Genomic DNA, 18,982 nt, shown 5'->3' with positions numbered 1-18,982 from the left:
GCTCAGGTCCCGCCCGGTCCCCCCGGCATCGCCTGCGCCTCCTCGATCCGCGCCCGCTCCATGCCGTAGCATTCGCACGCCAGCCGCTCGAGCAGCCCGCGGTCGAGGATCCGCACCACGCCCCGGCTGTAGGTGATCGCCTTGCGGTCCTTCAGCTGGTTGGCCGCCTCGTTGACCGTCGTCCGCTGCGCCCCCAGCATCCCGGCCAGTTCCTCTTGGGTGAAGTGGATCGGCGCGTCCGGCGACAGGTCCGACGCGGTCAGAAGCCAGCGCGCCACACGCGGCAGCGCCTTGTGCACCGCATTGCAGGCCGCATGCTGCACCGCCTGCATCTGGTAGACGTACGACAGCCTCAGCAGCTGCCCCAGCAGCGGCCCGCTCTCGTGATACCGGTCGTACAGCACCTGGCACGGCAGCACATGCACCGTGCCCGCCGTCCGCACCGCCACCTCCCAGCCGCAGTTCACCCGCGCCATGAACGGCGCCAGCCCCGACACCCCCTCGCGCCCGACCACCGCCGTCTCGATCGCCCACCCCTCCTCGAACCGCACCAGATTCGCCAGCTGGGCGTCGTCGGGAAAATGCACCTCGGGGATCGGCCCGTCCTGCTCGATCAGCACCTGTCCCGCCTCGACGCGCACGGTGCGGATATGCGGCGCCAGCGCCTCCCGGTCGGCGTCGGTCAGGTTGTCGAGTATGTGATTTCCATAGGCCATGGTCGCTCCCGTGATGAACGACAACGCTCGTCGAGCGGGAATCGCTGCGTCAGGGACCCGACATACGGTCCGCTCGACCCCCGCCGAACGGTCCTACAGCAGCCGCAGGACCGGCTCCGGCTCCCGCGCGGAGTCCAGCGCCTGCCGGGCCGCGGTCATCAGCGCCTCGGCCAGGCGCTGCGCCGCCTCCGGCGTATAGGCGGCCGATACGCCGCCGCCCATGATGACGACCTCGCCCCCCACCACGGAGACATGGGGCGGCCGCGCGTGACCGGACAGAGGGTCCGACAGGGGGGTTCCAGGGGTGCTCATGGCGGCGAACCTACCCCCTCCCGCCCCAGCGTCTGTACGTGACCCGACAATCGTGCCGATTTCGCCGCCAACCTCGGCCGTTCCCCGGTTGACCCGTCCCCGCCGCCGCGCCACACCACCCCCGACCGGAGAGCTCGACCCCCATGGCGACTGATGCCCACAAAGGCGCCGACCGCGCCCCCCGCCTCGCCGTCCTGATCGACGCCGAGAACGCCTCGCCGCGCATCGCCGAGGCCCTGTTCACCGAGATCGCCACCCTCGGCGAGGCCTCCGCCCGCCGCATCTACGGCGACTTCGCCTCCAACCAGATCCAGGGCTGGACCAAGGTGCTGGCCCGCTACGCCATCCAGCCCCAGCAGAATTTCGCCAACACCAAGGGCAAGAACTCCGGCGACATCGCCCTCGTCATCGACGCGATGGACCTGCTCCATTCGGGCCGGTTCGACGGCTTCTGCCTCGTCTCCTCCGACGCCGACTTCACCCGCCTCGCCTCGCGCATTCGGGAGGAGGGGGTCGACGTCTACGGCTTCGGCGAGCGCAAGACGCCCGAGAGCTTCCGTCAGGCCTGCACCCGCTTCATCTACACCGAGAACCTCAGCGTCCCCGCCGCCGAGCAGCCGGACGACCGGCCCGCCCCCGCGCCCGGCGCCGCCCGCCGCGCCGCGCCCGACGCGCCATCCGCGTCCGCCGCCCCGTCAAAGGCCGAGCCCGCCCCCGGCAAACGCCCCCCGTCCGAGGCCGCCCGCCTGATCGCCACCGTCATCTCCGACATGGACGAGGACGGCGACGGCTGGGTCAACGCCGGCGGCATCGCCAACCGTCTGAGGAACGCCTACCCGGACTTCGACCAGCGCAGCTACGGCTACGCCAAACTGTCCGACCTGATCCGGGCGACAGGGCGGTTCGAGGTGGAAACGGGCAGCGGCGGCGCGATGCGGGTGAGGGACAGGGCGTAGGGGGGATCATACCCCCTGCCGTCATGCCCGGATGCTAATCTGCTCGGTTCTCACCGCCGTATGCGATCAAAGACTCGGTGGCGACGTGGTATTCCATCGAGAAGCACATCCGGCGTCGCTGCCGGGCAAGGTCCTTGTAGGTGCCGCCGCCGACTATTGAGAGCTTCATCTCGCCGGCGCGCACTTTTGCCATGGCTGCCGCAGCGACCGTGAAGGTCATGTTGACGTTGTGCACGGGCATGATCTCGTCGGGCGGATAATCAGTGCGGATAACGTGCTCGCCCACGCGAAGCTCGCAATGGCCATCAAACCGATAGGCTGGGGTTTGACCAAAGTTCTTCACGACGACACTGAACTCTTGCCCCCCATCGTCCATCTCGGTGACGCGGACTTTATCGATGCCGACATAGGCGCGCATCTGACGCATGTTGGCCAGACTGGTCTGAACGAGGGCGCCGATAACAAGGAGGGTGCTGATGCCGGAGAACCACGCCGCGAAGTAGGCGGCGTTCGCGGCCTTCTGCTGCGCTCTCAGGTTTAGGCGCTCATGCTCGTCAGACTTGGCTTCGCTTTGCCTGTCTCTCTCAGCCTGCGCATCGCTTTCAACGACAACAACCGCAAGCGGAGTGGACGCAATGGGCGTGCTGGCGCTCTTGGTTGTGCCGGCAAGGCCTGTCTCCGATGGATGGCTATCACGGGCCGATGAGCCGCCGAGGGCCACCGCCAATACAACCGCACATATAGAGAACAGTGTCCGCCCCATGGAGACGATCTGATGCTAAAAGCCGACAATAGGCAACGCATGCGGCCAGATGGGCGGGTAGCCGGAGTGCTCTACGCCCCGTATCGTTCCCGATGCCGGCTGACGTACTTGGGGTCGGGCCACTGACTTTCGCTCTTGGGCAAGCGAATGCGATCCATCTGCCGCTCGAAAAGGCCGCGCAGGGCCTCCGGCACTCGATTGTGCGCGACGAGCAAACGATAGTCATCGGTAAGCGAGATCAGATGGCGGTCGAACATCCAGTGGACGGTTCCCGACAAAGCCAGTCCGTTCCGGATCGTGTCCGGGCCGCCGTGCTCGACAGGCCAGATATGTGCGGCTTGGACCTCGGACCGGCCACCCCCATTGATGATCCGCAAACCCGTGACAGCACACGTGTCGTCATAAGCTTGGCAAACCATCCGGCGGAAGTTGGCGTCGCGCACTTTGCGGTTGATGAGCGTAGCTTGGATGCGCCGCACGAACGTATCGTCATCCAAGTCTGAAACAAGGAAAGAGGGGACGTCATTGGCTTCGCCACCCGTAGGGCCGTAGCGCTTCAAGTTTTCCGGGAGTAGCGCGCTTCCCAGACCAACAGCGGCAATCGCGGCAAAATCGGCATCAGAGAGGAGCCGCAACGACTTCCCTTGGACGGAGCGGCCGACCAGTGCGGGGTCGCCTATGTCGCGGAGTGACGCTTCCCAATACCGACCATTCGGTGCTCCGGAAAACGGGACAGGAGGATCGAAGGGGAAGAAGTCCGCTACGTTTGCGTAGGCGTGCCCGGGATTGTCCTTGTCCGGCACGACGGAGACCACCCGGGCGGTTCCGATGTATGCTTTACGACCCCCATTCCGCTGTGGCTCGCGGTACAGAATCCAGTCGCCTTCCACCGCTTGGGCGACTTCCATGTAGTCGCGGCGGGTAGGGAAATGGTACCAGTCAGCGAGGCTGTCACTGTAGCCGGAGTCCCTCTTTGTGTCGAAGACACCCTTCACGGCTGCGACGCCCCTGCTTTCGATTGTCTCCTGACTGACAATCAGCGGGACTGGCTAAGCTGGCAAGTGCCTCCAAAGGGATAACAGCAGCAATACCGTAGCCGCGGCTTGGCCAAGGGTGCACACGACCAAGGCCGTGATCATCAGGACTTCCGTCCGGTCGTTCTTCATCCCTTGCCCTCGACCTGCTCGATGAATTCCCTGCGACGTTTGGAGAACCAGCGCACCCGGAACCATGCCTGTTCACCTTCAAACTCCGGATACTGCCCGGGGATCAGGTAAGCGAGAGCACGACCCGGCTCCCCCCGATAGGTCATGACGCAGAAGACTGTGCCGCCGCCCGCATTCGGCAGGAAACGCGAGCGGGCGAGGTGGACAATACGGACGTCAGACATCCAGGCATGTTCATTATTTGTTCCGCTCCGATCAAGCGTCAGAATCTTGTGGTCCACAGCGAACTTCGCGCTCTAGTCGAGCAACCTATCCTGGTATTTTCTTAGTGCCTATGGTCGAGCCTCGAACGCGCCCGGAGCTCGCCGGGCAGCGTCAAAGGGCAACCACGTGGGGCATCTTTCAGAAGCGGCTGGGGAGCCAAGGCGGTGAGGGTCCTAGTCGCTTGCGAATACAGCGGCACGGTCCGCAACGCCTTCCTCGCTCTCGGCCACGATGCATGGTCCTGCGATCTCCTGCCCAGCGAAGACGGCTCGAACCGGCATATCGTCGGGGACGCCCGCGACCTGCTGAACGACGGTTGGGACCTGCTGATGGTCGCGCATCCGCCGTGCACTCGGCTGTGCAACTCCGGCGTCCGCTGGCTGACGGTGCCCCCGCCCGGACGGACAAAGGAAGAGATGTGGGCGGCGCTGGACGAGGGAGCGGCGCTGTTTTCCGACTTCTGGAACGCGCCCATTGATCGCATCGCCATTGAGAACCCCGTGATGCACAAACATGCCAAGGCCCGGATCGTGAATTTCGAGGACTTCGCTCAGAGCATCCAGCCTTGGCAGTTCGGTCACGGCGAAACCAAGCGGACCTGCCTCTGGCTGAAGAACCTGCCGCCACTAGTCCCGACCAACATCGTCAGTGGCCGCGATCCCCGGGTTCATCACATGCCGCCGTCGCCAGACCGGTGGAAGGAGCGCTCTCGGTTCTTCCCCGGCATTGCAGAGGCGATGGCCAACCAATGGACCGCCGCTGCCGCGCTCGCCGCCTAAGCCATGACGCTGTGCTTACAATCCGCGTTTCTATAGTCGGATAGCGCGGACGAACCTCCGCCTTTTCAACACCTTCGCCTTTTCTCAAACCGATCTTCTGCGCACGCTCGAATTCGGGCGCATAATTCACCCATCCCGTCGGTGGGGAGGGCGTCGGATCCACGTTCCTCGATGGCGGCGGGCTGTGGTCGAGCGATGAAGCCCGGGCGATGGAGAGTCCGGGGGTCCTCGCGGGCAGGGATGGATCCTGCCTGCTTGCTCGCCGCGCGCTTCAGGTGGGGTTGAGGACGTCGCAACAGCGGCGGTAGGCCCCCCCGCGTCGGCAGTCGTGAGGCTGTCGCCGTGTGATCCGTCAAAGGCCCGAATGCAGGGCCGCCAGTCGGAGGGCGTGTGGAAAACGACTGCGCGGGGCAGCCTGTCTCGTCGAAACGGTAAAACTAAACTCACGCCGGGCGAGGCCCGGTCGCCCCGCGCCCTCCCCACCTTCCGCGGCTCTCGCCACGGAGGACGCTAACCCATGCCTGCCGTCCGCTGCCCGCCGCCGAATGGAGATGCCAATGAGACCCCGCCGACCCGCCCGCGTCCGCCGTCGGGATGCCTTCTACCGCGCCATCCAGCGCATCCGCCTCGACCGCATCGCCGACGGCTCGCTCGAACCGCGCTTCGACCGCGAGTTCTATTTTCTCTGGACCTTGCAGTCGCGCGGCAAGGCGGACTACGCCGACTTCATCGTCCCCGGCCTGCTCTTCATGGCCGACTATCAGGCCGATCTGAACAAAGCGGCCGGGGCGGAGGACGCGGCAGCCCTCACCGCTTCCTGAACCGCCCCGCCTCGGCCTTCAGACTGGCCCCCCAGTCCGTCGTCGGATGATCCGGCTCCGCCACGAACGGCAGCGTCCCCGCCACGCCGCGGGCGGCCAGCGCCAGGGGCAGGGCGAACAGGGGCAGCAGGCGCAGGGGTTTGCGGCGTTTGTCGGTGACGTCCCAGCCCTCGGCCTCGAAGGCCTCGACGAGGTCGGCGGGGGACTGGCGGTGCAGCTCCCGCAGATGATCGGGCCAGTCGGCGGGCAGGGGGACGTCGGCGGCCTCGGCCGGGGTCAGGCCGAAGGCGGCGCGGGCGACCTCGTCGACCTCCGGGTGGTCGTCGATCAGGTCGGGATCGGCGAGGCGCGGCTTCATCAGCGCCTTCAGCTCCAGATCGTCGACGCCGGGCAGGTCGATCAGGCGACGCATCGCGGGCTCGCTCATGGGGGCGGGCTCAGCCCGGATTGCCGAGGAAGTCGCGCTTGCCCAGCGGCACGCCGGCCTGACGCAGCAGCCCATAGGCCGTGCTCAGGTGGAAGAAGACGTTGGGGATGGCGAAGCCGACGACATAGGCCTGACCCTTGAAGGGCCATTCGCCGCCGGGGAATTTCAGGACCACCTCGCGGTCCTCCTGACCGTCGATGGCGTCGCGCGGGACGGAGGCCATGAAGGCCAGGGTGGCGTCGATGCGGCCCTTGAGCTCGTCGATCGTGGTCTCCGTGTCCTCGTTGACCGGGGCCTCGGCGCCGGACAGGCGGGCGACGCACAGCTTGGAGCCGTCGCAGGCGATCTGCACCTGTTTCGACAGCGGGTGCATGTCGGGGGCCAGCCGCAGCGCCAGCAGCGCCTGCGGATCGGCGCCGGTCTCCGCGGCGTGGGCGGCGGCCTTGTCCAGGATGGCCGACAGGGCCTTGAGGCCGCGGGTGAAGACGGGGACGGTCAGGTCGTAGAGTTCGGTGGCCATGGCGGTCTCTCCTCGCGGTTTCCGGTCACGCTTCTGGCACGGCGCTACGGGAAGGTCACCACCGTCCTGACGGCCTTCCCGTCGGCCAGCTGGTCGAAGGCCTCGTTGATCCGCTCCAGCGGGATGGTCCCGGTCAGCAGCCGGTCCACCGGCAACCGGCCCTCGCGGAACAGGGCGACGTAGCGCGGGATGTCGCGGGAGGGCACGCAGGTCCCGATGTATGAGCCCTTGAGCGTCCGCTCCTCGGCCACCAGCTGGACCACATTGACCGCCAGCGCGGCTTCGGGCGGCGGCAGGCCGGCGGTGACCGTGGTCCCTCCGCGCCGCGTCATTCGCCACGCCGCCTCCAGCGCCCGCACGCTGCCGGCCATCTCGAAGACGAAGTCGGCCCCGCCGCCCGTCAGGGCCCGGACCTGCTCCACCGCATCGGCGTCCGCCGCATTGACGGTCCGCACCGCCCCGAGGCTCCGGGCCAGCGCCACCTTGTCCTCGCTGAGATCCACCGCCACGACCGGGCTCGCCCCGCTGGCCAGCGCCCCCAGCACCGATGACAGCCCGACCCCGCCGAGGCCGACCACGGCGACCGACTGCCCCGCCTTGACCCGCGCCGTATTGACCACCGCCCCCACCCCGGTCAGCACCGCGCAACCGAACAGGGCGGCGTGCTCGAACGGCAGGTCGGCGTCGACCTTCACCAGCGACCGGCGCGAGACCACCGCATGGCTCGCGAAGGCGGAGCAGCCGAGATGATGATTCAGCTCGCCCCCCTCGCCATGCAGCCGCCGCCCGCCGGCCAGCAGTTCGCCCTTGCCGTTGGCCGCCGCCCCCGGCTCGCACAGGGCCGGCCGCCCGCCGGCGCAAGGATCGCAGTGGCCGCAGCTGGGCATAAAGACCATGACGACGTGATCGCCGACGGCCAGATCAGCGACCCCGGCGCCCAGCGCCTCGACCACCCCGGCCGCCTCGTGGCCCAGCGCCATCGGCATGGGTCGGGGCCGGTCGCCGTTGATGACGCTGAGGTCCGAATGGCACAGGCCGGCGGCCTTGATCGCCACCAGAACCTCGCCCGGGCCGGGCGGATCGAGGGTCACGCTCTCGAGGCCCAGCGGCCGGCTGTCGGCATAGGGACGGGCGGCGCCCGTGGCGCGCAGTACGGCGGCGATCGTCTTCATGCGGGGCAGGCTAGGCGCTTGACGCCGCGTCCGCCAAGCCCAAGGCTGGCCCCCAAGCGGACTCGACCGAAGCCCGCACAAGACGCGCTCAAGCAGCGAGGCGCCGCGCGCCGAGCGGTAGCGCCAAAAACGGGGAGACACTCATGACCGGCACCATCGAGCGGACCAAACGCAGCGACTACCGCCGCTTCCAGGCCATCTCCACGCGGTGGATGGACAACGACGTCTACGGCCACGTGAACAATGTCGTCTATTATTCGTGGTTCGACACGGCGGTGAACCGGCTGCTGGTCGTCAACGGCCTGCTCGACATCCACACCGGCAAGACCATCGGCCTCGTGGCCGAGACGGGCTGCCGATACTTTTCGCCGACCGCCTTCCCGGACGAAATCCAGGCCGGCGTTCGCGTCGCCCACGTCGGCACCTCTTCAGTCCGCTACGAGATCGGTCTCTTCCGCAACAACGAGGAAGACGCCGCCGCCGTCGGCCACTTCGTCCACGTCTACGTCGACCGCGACACCAAGCGGCCGGTCGCGGTCGAGGAGAAGATGCGCGGGTTTCTGGAGAGCCTGAAGACCTAGTCGTCCAGCCGGCCCATCAGGGCCAGCGCTCCCACGGCCGTCAGCACGCCGAAGGCGAAGGCGGCGACGATGGCGCCGGTGGCGACGGCGGCGGGGACGGTGACCGGACGGGCCTCGTACCATTCGACGATGTCGGCCTCCTCGAGGTCCTCGTCGGTATAGAGATCGGCGTCCTGGAAGGTGTCTTCGGCGGTCATGGCGGGCTCCGGCGGGGTCAGTGCCGGAATGCCCGGCGAAGCTGGCGGTTCCTGCCCGTGACAGCCGCCCCTCCATCGGCTAGACGGCCCGCCGACGAACAGCGACTGCGCTCAAGCCACGAGCGAACGCGTCGCGAGCGATAGCGCCCACTACAGAGACCCTCATGGCCGGCCATTCCAAGTTCAAGAACATCATGCACCGCAAGGGCCGCGCCGATGCGCAGCGGTCCAAGCTCTTCTCCAAGCTGTCGCGGGACATCACCGTGGCCGCCAAGTCGGGCCTGCCCGACCCGGCCATGAACCCGCGCCTGCGCCTGGCAGTGAACAACGCCAAGGCCGAGAGCCTGCCCAAGGACGTCATCCAGCGGGCCATCAACAAGGCTTCGTCCGGCGACGCCGACACCATGGAAGAGGTCCGCTACGAGGGTCGGGGGCCGGGCGGCGTCGGCATCATCGTCGAGGCCCTGACCGACAACCGCAACCGCGCCGGCTCCAACATTCGCGCCGCCTTCTCCAAGAACGGCGGGGCGCTGGGCGAGATGAACTCGGTCGCCTTCATGTGGGATCGGGTCGGCCAGATCATCTACAAGGCCGAGGCCGGGAGCGAGGACGCCGTGATGGAGGCCGCCATCGAGGCCGGCGCCCAGGACGTCGAGAGCGATCTGGTCAAGCCGGACATCTACGAGGACGCGCCGGGCCACACCATCTGGACGAAGTTCGAGGACCTCAACGAGGTGGCCGACGCCATGTCGAAGGTGCTGGGCGATCCGAAGTCGACGGCCATCGTCTGGAAGCCGCAGTCGGAAGTCGCCGTCACCGGCGAGACCGTCGGCACGCTGATGAAGCTGCTCGATGCGCTGGACGCGGAAGACGACGTTCAGAACGTCTATTCGAACGAGGACATCTCCGACGAAGACCTGGCGAAATACGCCGGCTGATGACGGTCGGGGGGCCGGAAACCGGATCGGATGCACGGCGCGGGCGCGGCGTCGACGTCATGGTTTGGGTGCTGGTCGCCGTGGTGTGGATCGGCCTCTCGGCCGCCGCGGCATGGTTCTTCTCCAACTCGCAGTTCAAGCTTCGGGAGGTGGAGGTGCGGGACGACAGCGCGACGCTGCTCGTGGTCCCCCCGGTGGCGGTCGCGCGGGACGCTGAGCCGTTGTCCGGGCCGGTCGTTCCCGCGCCGCCGGACCGGCCGGCTCCCGCTCCAGACGCGGAGGGCGTGATACGGCCGGCCTGGGTCCGGCCACCCGCGCCGCTTTATCCCGCCCTGGCCCAGAGCCGCGGCATCGAGCAGGGCGACGTCCGGCTTCGCTGCGAGGCCCTGGCCTCCGGGGACCTCGGCGCCTGCGAAATCCTGAGCGAAACGCCTCAGGGGGCGGGCTTTGGCGAGGCGGCGCTGGCGGCGACAAGACGCGCCCGCGTCCGGCCCTACAGCATCGACGGCTTGCCGATGGACAGCAAGATGGTCTTCACCGTGCGGTTCCGGATGGCGCCGGAATCCTGACCGGTCACGCGAAACTGCGCAGCTCGTCGGTGACCCAGCCGTCGGGATTGCGCAGGGGACGTCCCGGGCGCCGGAGACGGATCACACCGTGCAGGGCGTCCGTCAGGTCCAGCAGCTGGTCTTCGGACAGCTCCACCGCCGCGCGCAACACCTCGGCCCTGAGCTGGTCATAGGCCTCGGTCGGCAGTCGGCGGTCCATCGAGCGTCCCATCACGGAGCTCCGGCATGCGGCGAAACGGCCGCAGACACCTAACCCATGGCCGCATGTCGGGTTCCGAACTTAGCGGTCTGTAGCGGGCGCCCCGGGCGGCCGGCTCAGGGCTGCGCGGCGTAGGCCTTGACCAGCTCGAAGAGGAAGTCGCGCCCCTCGTAGAGCGACCGCACCCGGATGCGCTCGTTCAGACCGTGCACGCCGCCGCCGTCCGGGTCGGCGAAGATGCCGGTGACGCCATAGGTCGGGATGCCGGCGGCATTGGTGAAGCGGCCGTCTGTCGCGCCCGGGCTCATCGACGGGACCACGGGCACACCCGGCCACATCCGCCCGGCGATGGCGGTGATTGGGTCGAGAATGGCGGGCGTCAGGGGCGGCGGCGGCGACACCGGGTCGGGCTCTCCGACCAGGCTGACGGCGATGCCCGGGTCGGCGATCACCCGCTCCAGCTCGGCCTTGACCTCTGCGGCGTCGTGGCCGGGCAGGATGCGGCAATTGACGTTGGCGCGGGCGCGCTGGGGCAGGGCGTTCGGCGCATGGCCGGCGCTGACCATGGTCGCGACGCAGGTGGTGTGCAGGATGGCGTTCCACGCCGGATCGGCCGCCGACAGCCGGGCGACGGCGTCGTCAGGCGTCCCGCGGTCGTCGAGGCGGGCCATCGTGTCGGCGTGCGCCGGCGTGACGGGGGCGATGGCCTCGAAATAGGCGCGCACCGTCGGATTGATCTCGTACTGGAAGGTGTGATCGCCGAGCCGGACCAGAGCATTGGCCAGCCGGTCAATGGCGTTGTCCGGCACCGGCCGGGACGAGTGACCGCCCGGATTGGTGATCTCGAAGGCGAAGTCCTGATACACCTTCTCCCCGGCCTGGATTTCCAGTGCGACGCGGTTGCCCTCGCCGTCCAGCCGGCCCCGAGCGCCCTCGTTCAGGCCGAAGCCGGCGCTCAGCGCGTCGGGATGACTTTGCAGCAGCCACTCGACCCCATTCCAGGTGTCAGAGGTCTCCTCGCCGCAGGTCAGGGCGATCTTGATGTCGCGGCGGGGGGTGAAACCCTCAGCCTTCAGCCGGACCAGCGTGTCCACCCAGATCGCCGCCTGGGCTTTGTCGTCCGAGGCGCCGCGGGCGTAGAAATAGCCGTCCTCCTCGACGAGGGTGAACGGGTCGCGCGCCCAGTCTGCCGGATTGGCCTCGACCACGTCGATGTGCGCCAGCAGCAGGATCGGTTCGGCGTCACGGTCCGAGCCGCGCAGAACGGCGGACAGATTGCCGTCCTTGGGCCGGTCGGGCGAGGCCAGCACGCGCACGTCTCCCGCCGGATATCCGGCGGCGAGCAGCCGCGCCGCCATCCGCTCGGAGGCGAGGGTGCAACTGCCCTGCGACAGGGTCGTATTGGTTTCGACCAACTCCTCGTACAGGCCGCGGAACGCCTGCTGATCGGGCCGGGCGGGCGCCGTCTGGGCCCGCGCCTGAAACGCCCCGAAGGCCACGATCCCGGCGAGGATCAGACCGATGACGATCAGGGCGAACACCACCCGCACCCGCCGCCCCTCGCGCATCGCCTCATAGGCCCGCTCATCCAGCCAGACGCGGTCGCCGGTTTCATGGATCGCTCCACTGCGCACCAGCCGGCGCAGGGCGAGCCGGCCACCCGGCCGCCCGACCGACAGGGCGGTCGCACGATCCGCCGACACGGCGCCCTGCTCGCGCAGCCGCTCGACCAACTGCCGCTCGGCCCGCCGCGCCATGGCCACCACAACCGCGCCTGTGTTCGACATTCCGCAACTCCCCTTGCGAGCGGACGCTATCGCGGATCGGGCGGCGAGGGGAGGGGCGATGGAGGTCGCGCCGGATCATTGGACATTCCGTCCCGCTCGTTGCATTCGGCGCCGGCTGCGGCACGATGGGGGCAGGGAGGCGGCATGACGCAACAGTACCAGCCCGCGGGCTCGCAGCCCTCGAACAGCCGCGACTGGCGGGGCCTGCTGCCCGGCGCGGCGGTCGCCGCGGGACTGGCGGCCGCCAGCGCGATCTCTCTGGTCCACCTGTCCAGCGCATGGGACGCGGGCGCCGACTTCCGGGCCAATCGGGCCGCCGAGGCCGAGGCGCGGCGTCTTCGGCTGGAGGCCGAAAAGGCGCCGCCTGTCGCCGTGCCGATCCCCGAGCGCCGGGACATCGTGGCGCCGCCGGTGGTGGTGACGGGCTCCCGACCCACAGGCACGCAGCCCGCCGCCCGGGCGGAGCCGATCCGGCAGACGGTGCGCTGGGTCGTGCGGCCGAATTTTGCCGTCCGCGCCCGCGATCTGCCTCCGGGTCCCGGTAGCGTGTCGGTGAGTTTCCGCTGCACCGTGCGCCGCGATGGAACCCTGACCGGCTGCAGCGCCCGCGAAACCCCCGCCGGATCGGGGCTGGCGGCCCTGACGCGGCCCGCGCTGGACTCCGCCCGCATGGAGCCGATCCTGATCGACGGCCTGCCGGTCGAGAGCGTCGCCACCTTCGCGGTCTCCTACGAGCTCGATGCGCCGCCGCCGCGGGTGGCGGTGACGCGGCAGCGGGACGAGCCCGCGACCAGCAACTCTCCCGCCGCGCTGATCCCGCCGCCGGCCGGGAGCGCTGCGCCGCCAGACCCTGCGCCGCAGGACCCGCCCGCCGCCGAACCGTCCGCGGGCTGACCCGGAACCGTCGCTGCGGGCGCGCCGTTGCCGGGTCATGGATCTGGCTTCCCTTCCCGACTTCACCCTGCCGCTGCTCTGCGCCGTCATCGCGGGCGGTCTGATCGGTTTCGAGCGGGAGTGGCGCGGGCGGGCCGCCGGCTTCCGCACCCACATCCTCGTCTGCCTCGCCTCGGCCCTGCTGATGGAGATGGCGGTGTCCCAGGGCGCCTGGCGGTTCGACGCCATCCCGGGGACGGAGATCGTCAGCGATCCGACCCGCATGGCCCACGGCGTGCTGACCGGCATCGGCTTCCTGTGCGCCGGGGTGATCTTCCGCGCCGGTTTCTCGATCCATGGCCTGACGACCGCCGCCTCGCTGTGGATCACTGCCGCCATAGGCCTCCTCTTTGGCGCAGGCCTGTTCGGCCTCGCCGCCACCGGCACGGTCCTGACCGTCGTGGTCCTGCTGATCCTGCGGCTTGTCAGCCTGCGCCTGCCGCAGAAGGCCGTGATCGACGCCGAAGTGGTGTGGCGGCGCGGCGCCGTCGCGGCGGAAGAGGCTGTCGAGGCTGCGCTCAGCGACATCGACCGCGACCGCCGCTCCGACCGGTTCGAGCTGATAGACCATGGCGAAAGCGTGCGCCGCACCTTCCGGCTCAAGATCGGCGGAGACGGCGCGCTCAAGACCCTCGCAGCCCGGCTGAGAGCCATCGAGGGCGTCACCGGCTACCGGCTCGACCCGCGCGACGACTGACGGCGGCTTGATCGCCGCGCCGCGAGGGCCCAGGCTGGGGATTCATCAGTTTACGGAGTGAATCTTGATCAATTGGGATCTGGTCTGGCCGGTCGCCGCGGCCATGACGGCGGGCGGCCTGATCGGCATGGAGCGCACCTATCATGGGCACCCGGCGGGGTTCCGGACCCATATCCTCGTCTGCCTGACCAGCTGTCTGCTGATGCTGGCCGCGATGCATCAGGCGACGTGGGACTTCGTCGCCCTGCCGGGACAGAACGTGGTCATCGATCCGACCCGGATGTCGCACGGCCTGCTGACCGGCATCGGCTTCCTTTGCGCCGGTGTGATCTTCCGCGAGGGATTTTCGGTGCACGGCCTGACGACCGCGGCCTCGCTGTGGGTCACCTCGGCCATCGGCGTGCTGTTCGGCGTCGGCATGCTGGACCTCGCGCTGATCGGGGCGGGGGCGACGCTGGCGGTGCTCGCCGTCCTGCGCCTGCTCGACGCCAAGCTCCCCCACATCGGCGTCATGGACGTGGTGCTGCGTTGGAAGCGCGGCTCGGCGCCCAGCGAGAAGGATCTGCGCGACCTGCTCCGCGGCCGTGGCCTCAAGGCCGTGCGCATCGGCCATGTGATGAGCCCCGACTGCCAGGTCCACGAGCACCAGCTCAAGGTGAAGGGCGCCATGCCCATCGACGTCGACGGCCTGGTCACCCAGCTCTGCAGCCACGATGGTCTGGCCGGTTTCTCGGTCCTGCCCCGCGACGAATAAAGCCGGTCATTGTCCGCTAACCCTCTTTGCGGCATGACTGGAACGGATGGCGAACACCTTGATTCCAGATGGGGCGACTCGAATTCTCGGTCTCGACCCCGGACTGCGGCGCACCGGATGGGGCGTGGTGGTGACCGAGGGCTCGCGCCTGCGCTGGATCGCGCACGGCGTCGTCGCCCCGCCTGAAAGCGCGCCATTCAGCGAGCGGCTGCTGTTCCTGCTCGACGCGGTGGGCGCGGTCTGCGCCGCCCACGCCTGTGACGAGGCGGCCATCGAAGAGGTCTTCGTCAACATGAACCCCTCCTCGACGCTCAAGCTCGGCCACGCCCGCGCCGCCGTCATGCTGGCCCCGGCGCGGCACGGACTCAGCGTCGCCGAATACTCGCCCAACCTGATCAAGAAGGCGGTGGTCGGGGCCGGCCATGCCGACAAGACCCAGATCGCCTTCATGGTGAAACGGCTGCTCCCCTCGGCGGGCGACGTGAAGGCTGACGCCGCCGACGCCCTCGCGGTCGCCATCACCCACGCCCAGCTGCGCAAGCGGGCCCTGCTGGCGGGGGCTGCATGATCGGCCGTCTCAGAGGCGTGCTGGCCGAGGTCGAGACCGACCACTGCCTGATCGACTGCGCCGGCGTCGGCTATGTCGTGGCCTGTGGCGCACGCACCCTGCAGCGCCTTCCGGCCCCCGGCGACGAGGCGACCCTGCATATCGAATCCAGCTGGTCGGCCGAGAACGGGCCGCGCCTCTACGGCTTCCTGACCCGCGACGAACGCCGGGCCTTCACCACCCTGACCGGCATCCAGGGTGTCGGCCCCAAGGCGGCCCTGTCGGTGCTCGACGTCCTGCCGCCCGGCGAACTGGCTTCGGCGGTCGCCCGCGACGACAAGGCCGCCGTCGCCCGCGCCAACGGCGTCGGCCCCAAGCTGGCCCTGCGTATCGTGACCGAGCTCAAGGGCAAGCCGCTGGGCGATGTCAGCTTCACCCCCTCGGCGCCCGGCGTCCACGCCGCACTCGCGCCGGTTCATAGCGTCACCGGCGAGGCCGTCTCCGCCCTGCTCGGTCTCGGCGTCGCCGAGGTCAACGCCCGCCGCGCCGTCGATCAGGCGCTGATCCGTCTGGGCGACGACGCTGACCTGTCCGCCGTCATCCGCGCCGCCCTGCAGGAGCTTGGACGGTGACCGACGACCGCATCGTCTCCCCCGACCCGGCCCCCGGCGAGACCTACGACCGCGCCCTGCGGCCCCAGACCCTGTCCGAGTTCGTCGGGCAGGAGCAGGCCAAGGCCAATCTCAAGGTCTTCATCGAGGCCGCCCGCGGGCGGAACGAGGCGCTCGACCACGTCCTGCTGTTCGGCCCGCCCGGGCTCGGCAAGACCACCCTGGCCCAGATCGTTTCGCGCGAGCTCGGCGTCGGCTTCCGCGCCACCTCCGGCCCCATCCTGGCCAAGGCGGGCGATCTTGCCGCCATCCTGACCAATCTCGAACCGCGCGACGTGCTGTTCATCGACGAGATCCACCGCCTCGCCCCGGCGGTCGAGGAGATCCTCTATCCGGCCATGGAGGACCACGTCCTCGACCTGATCATCGGCGAGGGGCCCTCGGCCCGGTCGGTGCGCATCGATCTGGCCCCCTTCACCCTCGTCGGCGCCACGACCCGCGCCGGGCTGCTGGCGACGCCGCTCAGGGACCGCTTCGGCATCCCTCTGCGCCTCGAATTCTACACGCCTGAGGAGCTGGTGAAGGTCATCATGGGCGCGGCCCGCAAGATGGGCGCTCCGATCGCCGAGGACGGCGCCCGCGAGATCGCCTCCCGCTCGCGCGGCACGCCCCGTGTCGCCGGCCGCCTGCTGCGCCGCGTCCGCGACTTCGCCACCGCCGAGGGCGCGACCTCCATCGACCGGCTCGCCGCCGCCCGCGCGCTCAGCCGGCTCGAGATCGACGAGGCCGGTCTCGACGCCAACGACCGCCGCTTCCTCAAGGCCCTGATCGAGAACTACGGCGGCGGTCCCGTCGGCATGGACACCCTCGCCGCCGCCATCGCCGAGGCGCGCGACGCCGTCGAGGACGTCATCGAGCCCTACCTCCTGCAGCAGGGCTTCATCCAGCGCACCCCCCGCGGCCGCATGGCCTGCGCCCGCGCCTACGCCCACCTCGGCCTGACCGAACCGCCGCGCGCGCCGGAGCAGGGCGGATTGTTCGGAGGCAAGTGAGGCTTCACCTCGCTCGCGAACCCCGTCATGCTTGGCCGTGAACGGAGACGGCATGACGGCGCGCAGGATCAGGGTCGAGCGGTTGATCGCCATACTGGGCGCGGCGGTGCTGATCCTCGGCGCCCTGCTGCTCTGGCTGGTGACCCGCAGCGGCGGCCTCGGCGGCGGCGAGCTCTCGGCCGAGGACCGCGCCCGCGCCCAGCTTCGGGGGCTTGTCGGCCCCGGCGCCGTGGTCCGCTACACCGAGATCGGTCGCCGCCGCGCCGTCTGTGGCTATGTCTCGACCGACGCCGGTCTGGTCAGCTTCATCTCCCGCCCCAACCGCATCCTGCTTGAAACCGATCCGCTCAAGGCGGAGTTCGACGAGATGCTCCGCGACGTCTGCCCCGGCTTCCTGACCCGCGCGCCCGGCTCGCAGGCGCCGCGCCCATGACCGACCGTCCCACCGCCGGCCGCTTCGAGGACCGCGAGCATCGCCTGCCGGTCCGCGTCTATTACGAGGACACCGACTTCACCGGCCTGGTCTATCACGGCAACTACGTCCGCTATTTCGAGCGGGGGCGCTCGGACGCCCTGCGGCTGATGGGCATCGGGCACGCCGAACTGCTGGACGGCGACCAGCCCATGGCCTTTGTCGTCACCAAGATGGACCTGACCTTCCTCAAGCCGGCCCGGATTGACGAGGAACTCGTGGTCCGCACCCGCTACGAGGCGGTGAAGGGCCCGCGCCTGCTGATCTCCCAGACTATCAGCCGCGGCGCCGACGATCTCTGCCGCGCCCGCGTCGAGGTGGTCTGCATCCATATGGACGGCCGGCCCCGCCGCCCCACCGCGGCCCTGCGCGACAAGGTCGGGCCATGGCTGACGGGCGAACCCTGACAAGATTGCGAACCTGTCACGTGCAGTCAGGTGACGGTTCTGCCAGACCTCGCTAGAGCCGGCTGAATCGCCACATATCCGCCACGCCCGTCCGGTGCACAGGACACCGGACGAATGAGGACGACCGAATGACCACCGCCGCCGACGCATCGATGATGCTGAACCCCATCGCCCTCTTCGTGGAGGCCGATCCGGTCGTGAAGGCGATCATGATCGGCCTGGCCATCGCCTCCCTGTGGTCGTGGGCCGTGATCATCGACAAGGCGGTGCGCTTCGCCTCGATGAACAGCCATGCCACGGCGTTCGAAAAGGCGGTCGGCTCCGGCCGCTCGCTCGAGGAGATCGCCGCTCAGGCCGGTCCTGATCCGGTCCACCCCCTGCCGCGCATGCTGGTCATCGCCCTCAGCGACTGGCGCGAGGCCCGCACCCGCGGTCCGCTGACCGAGGGGCAGGGCAATATGCTGATGGCCCGCATCGACCGGGCGCTCGACAGCCTGATCGCCCGCGAGGGCCAGCGGGTCGAGAACGGCCTCGGCGTGCTGTCGGTGGTCGCCACCGCCTCGCCCTTCATCGGCCTGTTCGGCACCGTCTGGGGGATCATGAACGCCTTCGGGGCCATCGCCGCCTCGGGCAACACCAACCTCGCTACCGTCGCGCCGGCGATCTCGGAAGCCCTCTTCGCCACCGCCCTCGGCCTCGCCGCCGCCATTCCGGCCTATATGGCCTACAACAAATTCTCCATCGACGCGGGCAAGTTCACCGGCCGGCTGGAGAGCTTCGCCGATGATCTGCAGGCCGCCGTGGCGCGCCGTCTGGGCGGCCCGTCCGCCCCGGCGCCCCAGCCGGCCGCCGACTATTCCCGCCGGGAGCTCTGAGCATGGCCATGGGTGGAACCGGCGGCGCGGGCGGTCACGTCCGCGGCCGCAGACGGGCCCGCAAACGGCCCCTGAGCGAGATCAACGTCACGCCGCTGGTCGACGTCATGCTGGTGCTGCTGATCATCTTCATGATCTCGGCGCCGCTGCTGACGACGGGCGTAGAGGTCGAACTGCCCAAGACCGAGGCCAGCGCCGTCGATGTGACGGAACAGCCGGTGACGGTCACCATCAACCGCGACGGCGCCATCTTCGTCGGTGAGAGCGGCGTCGACTGGAACGACCTGATCGGCCGCGTGTCCCGCGAGGGCGGCGCCGAGGCTCGCGACAAGCCGGTCTTCGTCCGCGCCGACGGCCGCGCCCCCTATCAGGCCGTGGCCCGCGTCATGGCCCGCCTGTCCGGGGCCGGCTTCACCAAGCTGAACCTGATCACCGACACCTCCGCCCCCGCCGAGGGAGGCTGAGGC

At 69.3% G+C, this 18,982-nt stretch carries 27 protein-coding genes; 16 read left to right on the top strand and 11 right to left on the bottom strand.

Annotation, left to right across the window (positions count from 1 at the left end; genetic code table 11):
- Nucleotides 1-2: 2 nt before the first annotated feature.
- Nucleotides 3-716, bottom strand: a complete 714-nt coding sequence (locus GGQ87_RS02470) for a Crp/Fnr family transcriptional regulator (protein WP_168045127.1) — start codon at nucleotides 714-716, stop codon at nucleotides 3-5.
- Nucleotides 717-809: 93 nt separating this feature from the next.
- Nucleotides 810-1,028, bottom strand: coding sequence for a hypothetical protein (locus tag GGQ87_RS02465; RefSeq protein ID WP_168045126.1), 219 nt, complete (start codon nucleotides 1,026-1,028; stop codon nucleotides 810-812).
- 143 nt (nucleotides 1,029-1,171) lie between these two features.
- Between GGQ87_RS02465 and GGQ87_RS02460 the strand changes: the two genes are divergently transcribed.
- Entirely contained in the window at nucleotides 1,172-1,984 is an 813-nt protein-coding gene (locus GGQ87_RS02460; protein ID WP_168045125.1) for an NYN domain-containing protein, read from the top strand.
- A gap of 34 nt (nucleotides 1,985-2,018) precedes the next feature.
- On the opposite strand, the gene GGQ87_RS02455 is transcribed toward GGQ87_RS02460, so the two are convergent.
- From GGQ87_RS02455 to GGQ87_RS02445, 3 genes are all read right to left on the bottom strand, one after another.
- Nucleotides 2,019-2,747, bottom strand: coding sequence for a hypothetical protein (locus GGQ87_RS02455; protein WP_168045124.1), 729 nt, complete (start codon nucleotides 2,745-2,747; stop codon nucleotides 2,019-2,021).
- A 71-nt stretch (nucleotides 2,748-2,818) separates the two neighbouring features.
- Nucleotides 2,819-3,742, bottom strand: a complete 924-nt coding sequence (locus GGQ87_RS15600) for an HNH endonuclease (protein ID WP_168045123.1) — start codon at nucleotides 3,740-3,742, stop codon at nucleotides 2,819-2,821.
- 167 nt (nucleotides 3,743-3,909) lie between these two features.
- Nucleotides 3,910-4,194: a hypothetical protein gene (locus GGQ87_RS02445; protein ID WP_168045122.1), complete on the bottom strand. Its 285-nt coding sequence runs from the start codon at nucleotides 4,192-4,194 to the stop codon at nucleotides 3,910-3,912.
- Between the two features lie 147 nt (nucleotides 4,195-4,341).
- Here GGQ87_RS02445 and GGQ87_RS02440 point away from each other — a divergent pair, with 147 nt between their 5' ends.
- Both GGQ87_RS02440 and GGQ87_RS02435 read left to right on the top strand, forming a co-directional pair.
- A complete protein-coding gene (locus GGQ87_RS02440; protein WP_168045121.1) occupies nucleotides 4,342-4,956 on the top strand; it encodes a hypothetical protein in 615 nt (204 codons plus the stop codon).
- 557 nt (nucleotides 4,957-5,513) lie between these two features.
- Nucleotides 5,514-5,777: a hypothetical protein gene (locus GGQ87_RS02435; protein ID WP_168045120.1), complete on the top strand. Its 264-nt coding sequence runs from the start codon at nucleotides 5,514-5,516 to the stop codon at nucleotides 5,775-5,777.
- Here GGQ87_RS02435 and GGQ87_RS02430 read toward each other — a convergent pair.
- The 3 genes from GGQ87_RS02430 to GGQ87_RS02420 are packed head-to-tail and all read right to left on the bottom strand — an operon-like array spanning nucleotide 5,764 to nucleotide 7,896.
- On the bottom strand, nucleotides 5,764-6,204 hold the full coding sequence (locus GGQ87_RS02430; RefSeq protein WP_168045119.1) for a hypothetical protein: 441 nt from the start codon (nucleotides 6,202-6,204) through the stop codon (nucleotides 5,764-5,766). The genes GGQ87_RS02435 and GGQ87_RS02430 overlap by 14 nt on opposite strands.
- A 10-nt stretch (nucleotides 6,205-6,214) precedes the next feature.
- Nucleotides 6,215-6,724 carry a DUF1993 domain-containing protein gene (locus tag GGQ87_RS02425; protein ID WP_168045118.1) on the bottom strand — a complete coding sequence of 170 codons (510 nt, stop codon included), beginning with the start codon at nucleotides 6,722-6,724 and terminating at the stop codon, nucleotides 6,215-6,217.
- 44 nt (nucleotides 6,725-6,768) lie between these two features.
- Nucleotides 6,769-7,896, bottom strand: coding sequence for a zinc-dependent alcohol dehydrogenase family protein (locus GGQ87_RS02420; RefSeq protein ID WP_168045117.1), 1,128 nt, complete (start codon nucleotides 7,894-7,896; stop codon nucleotides 6,769-6,771).
- 143 nt (nucleotides 7,897-8,039) lie between these two features.
- On the opposite strand from GGQ87_RS02420, the gene GGQ87_RS02415 reads away from it, so the two are divergent.
- Nucleotides 8,040-8,477 carry an acyl-CoA thioesterase gene (locus tag GGQ87_RS02415; protein ID WP_168045116.1) on the top strand — a complete coding sequence of 146 codons (438 nt, stop codon included), beginning with the start codon at nucleotides 8,040-8,042 and terminating at the stop codon, nucleotides 8,475-8,477.
- Here the strand turns inward: GGQ87_RS02415 and GGQ87_RS02410 are convergent.
- The gene (locus GGQ87_RS02410; protein WP_168045115.1) at nucleotides 8,474-8,674 is read right to left on the bottom strand and encodes a hypothetical protein; all 201 of its coding nucleotides are present in this window, start codon (nucleotides 8,672-8,674) and stop codon (nucleotides 8,474-8,476) included. The genes GGQ87_RS02415 and GGQ87_RS02410 overlap by 4 nt on opposite strands.
- A gap of 164 nt (nucleotides 8,675-8,838) precedes the next feature.
- Here GGQ87_RS02410 and GGQ87_RS02405 point away from each other — a divergent pair, with 164 nt between their 5' ends.
- Complete coding sequence (locus tag GGQ87_RS02405) at nucleotides 8,839-9,612, top strand: YebC/PmpR family DNA-binding transcriptional regulator (protein ID WP_168045114.1); 774 nt, start codon at nucleotides 8,839-8,841, stop codon at nucleotides 9,610-9,612.
- Nucleotides 9,612-10,181: a TonB family protein gene (locus GGQ87_RS02400; RefSeq protein ID WP_168045113.1), complete on the top strand. Its 570-nt coding sequence runs from the start codon at nucleotides 9,612-9,614 to the stop codon at nucleotides 10,179-10,181. The genes GGQ87_RS02405 and GGQ87_RS02400 overlap by 1 nt, the downstream gene beginning before the upstream one ends.
- A 4-nt stretch (nucleotides 10,182-10,185) precedes the next feature.
- On the opposite strand, the gene GGQ87_RS02395 is transcribed toward GGQ87_RS02400, so the two are convergent.
- Nucleotides 10,186-10,392 (bottom strand): hypothetical protein, encoded by a 207-nt coding sequence (locus GGQ87_RS02395; protein WP_168045112.1) that lies wholly within the window; start codon nucleotides 10,390-10,392, stop codon nucleotides 10,186-10,188.
- Between the two features lie 104 nt (nucleotides 10,393-10,496).
- Nucleotides 10,497-11,948, bottom strand: a complete 1,452-nt coding sequence (locus GGQ87_RS02390; RefSeq protein ID WP_425339275.1) for a M20/M25/M40 family metallo-hydrolase — start codon at nucleotides 11,946-11,948, stop codon at nucleotides 10,497-10,499.
- A 363-nt stretch (nucleotides 11,949-12,311) separates the two neighbouring features.
- Here GGQ87_RS02390 and GGQ87_RS02385 point away from each other — a divergent pair, with 363 nt between their 5' ends.
- From GGQ87_RS02385 to GGQ87_RS02340, 10 genes are all read left to right on the top strand, one after another.
- Entirely contained in the window at nucleotides 12,312-13,061 is a 750-nt protein-coding gene (locus GGQ87_RS02385) for a hypothetical protein (protein WP_168045110.1), read from the top strand.
- A 37-nt stretch (nucleotides 13,062-13,098) separates the two neighbouring features.
- Nucleotides 13,099-13,797: an MgtC/SapB family protein gene (locus tag GGQ87_RS02380; RefSeq protein WP_168045109.1), complete on the top strand. Its 699-nt coding sequence runs from the start codon at nucleotides 13,099-13,101 to the stop codon at nucleotides 13,795-13,797.
- Nucleotides 13,798-13,861: 64 nt separating this feature from the next.
- The gene (locus GGQ87_RS02375; RefSeq protein WP_342448286.1) at nucleotides 13,862-14,551 is read left to right on the top strand and encodes an MgtC/SapB family protein; all 690 of its coding nucleotides are present in this window, start codon (nucleotides 13,862-13,864) and stop codon (nucleotides 14,549-14,551) included.
- Between the two features lie 46 nt (nucleotides 14,552-14,597).
- Complete coding sequence (ruvC, locus tag GGQ87_RS02370; RefSeq protein ID WP_168045108.1) at nucleotides 14,598-15,119, top strand: crossover junction endodeoxyribonuclease RuvC; 522 nt, start codon at nucleotides 14,598-14,600, stop codon at nucleotides 15,117-15,119.
- Nucleotides 15,116-15,730, top strand: coding sequence for a Holliday junction branch migration protein RuvA (gene ruvA, locus GGQ87_RS02365; protein ID WP_168045107.1), 615 nt, complete (start codon nucleotides 15,116-15,118; stop codon nucleotides 15,728-15,730). Before ruvC ends, ruvA begins: the two co-directional genes overlap by 4 nt.
- On the top strand, nucleotides 15,727-16,761 hold the full coding sequence (ruvB, locus tag GGQ87_RS02360) for a Holliday junction branch migration DNA helicase RuvB (RefSeq protein WP_168045106.1): 1,035 nt from the start codon (nucleotides 15,727-15,729) through the stop codon (nucleotides 16,759-16,761). The genes ruvA and ruvB overlap by 4 nt, the downstream gene beginning before the upstream one ends.
- 52 nt (nucleotides 16,762-16,813) lie before the next feature.
- Nucleotides 16,814-17,194 (top strand): hypothetical protein, encoded by a 381-nt coding sequence (locus GGQ87_RS02355; RefSeq protein ID WP_168045105.1) that lies wholly within the window; start codon nucleotides 16,814-16,816, stop codon nucleotides 17,192-17,194.
- Nucleotides 17,191-17,640, top strand: a complete 450-nt coding sequence (gene ybgC / locus GGQ87_RS02350; protein ID WP_280644090.1) for a tol-pal system-associated acyl-CoA thioesterase — start codon at nucleotides 17,191-17,193, stop codon at nucleotides 17,638-17,640. The genes GGQ87_RS02355 and ybgC overlap by 4 nt, the downstream gene beginning before the upstream one ends.
- A 128-nt stretch (nucleotides 17,641-17,768) precedes the next feature.
- Nucleotides 17,769-18,515 carry a protein TolQ gene (gene tolQ / locus GGQ87_RS02345; protein ID WP_168045104.1) on the top strand — a complete coding sequence of 249 codons (747 nt, stop codon included), beginning with the start codon at nucleotides 17,769-17,771 and terminating at the stop codon, nucleotides 18,513-18,515.
- Nucleotides 18,516-18,517: 2 nt separating this feature from the next.
- Nucleotides 18,518-18,979, top strand: coding sequence for an ExbD/TolR family protein (locus tag GGQ87_RS02340; protein ID WP_168045103.1), 462 nt, complete (start codon nucleotides 18,518-18,520; stop codon nucleotides 18,977-18,979).
- Nucleotides 18,980-18,982: the final 3 nt, after the last annotated feature.

The sequence above is a fragment of the Brevundimonas alba genome (assembly GCF_011927945.1).
GTDB classification, from domain to species: domain Bacteria; phylum Pseudomonadota; class Alphaproteobacteria; order Caulobacterales; family Caulobacteraceae; genus Brevundimonas; species Brevundimonas alba.
Note: the sequence above shows the minus strand (reverse complement) of the source record. Positions and strands in the feature narration are given on the sequence as shown.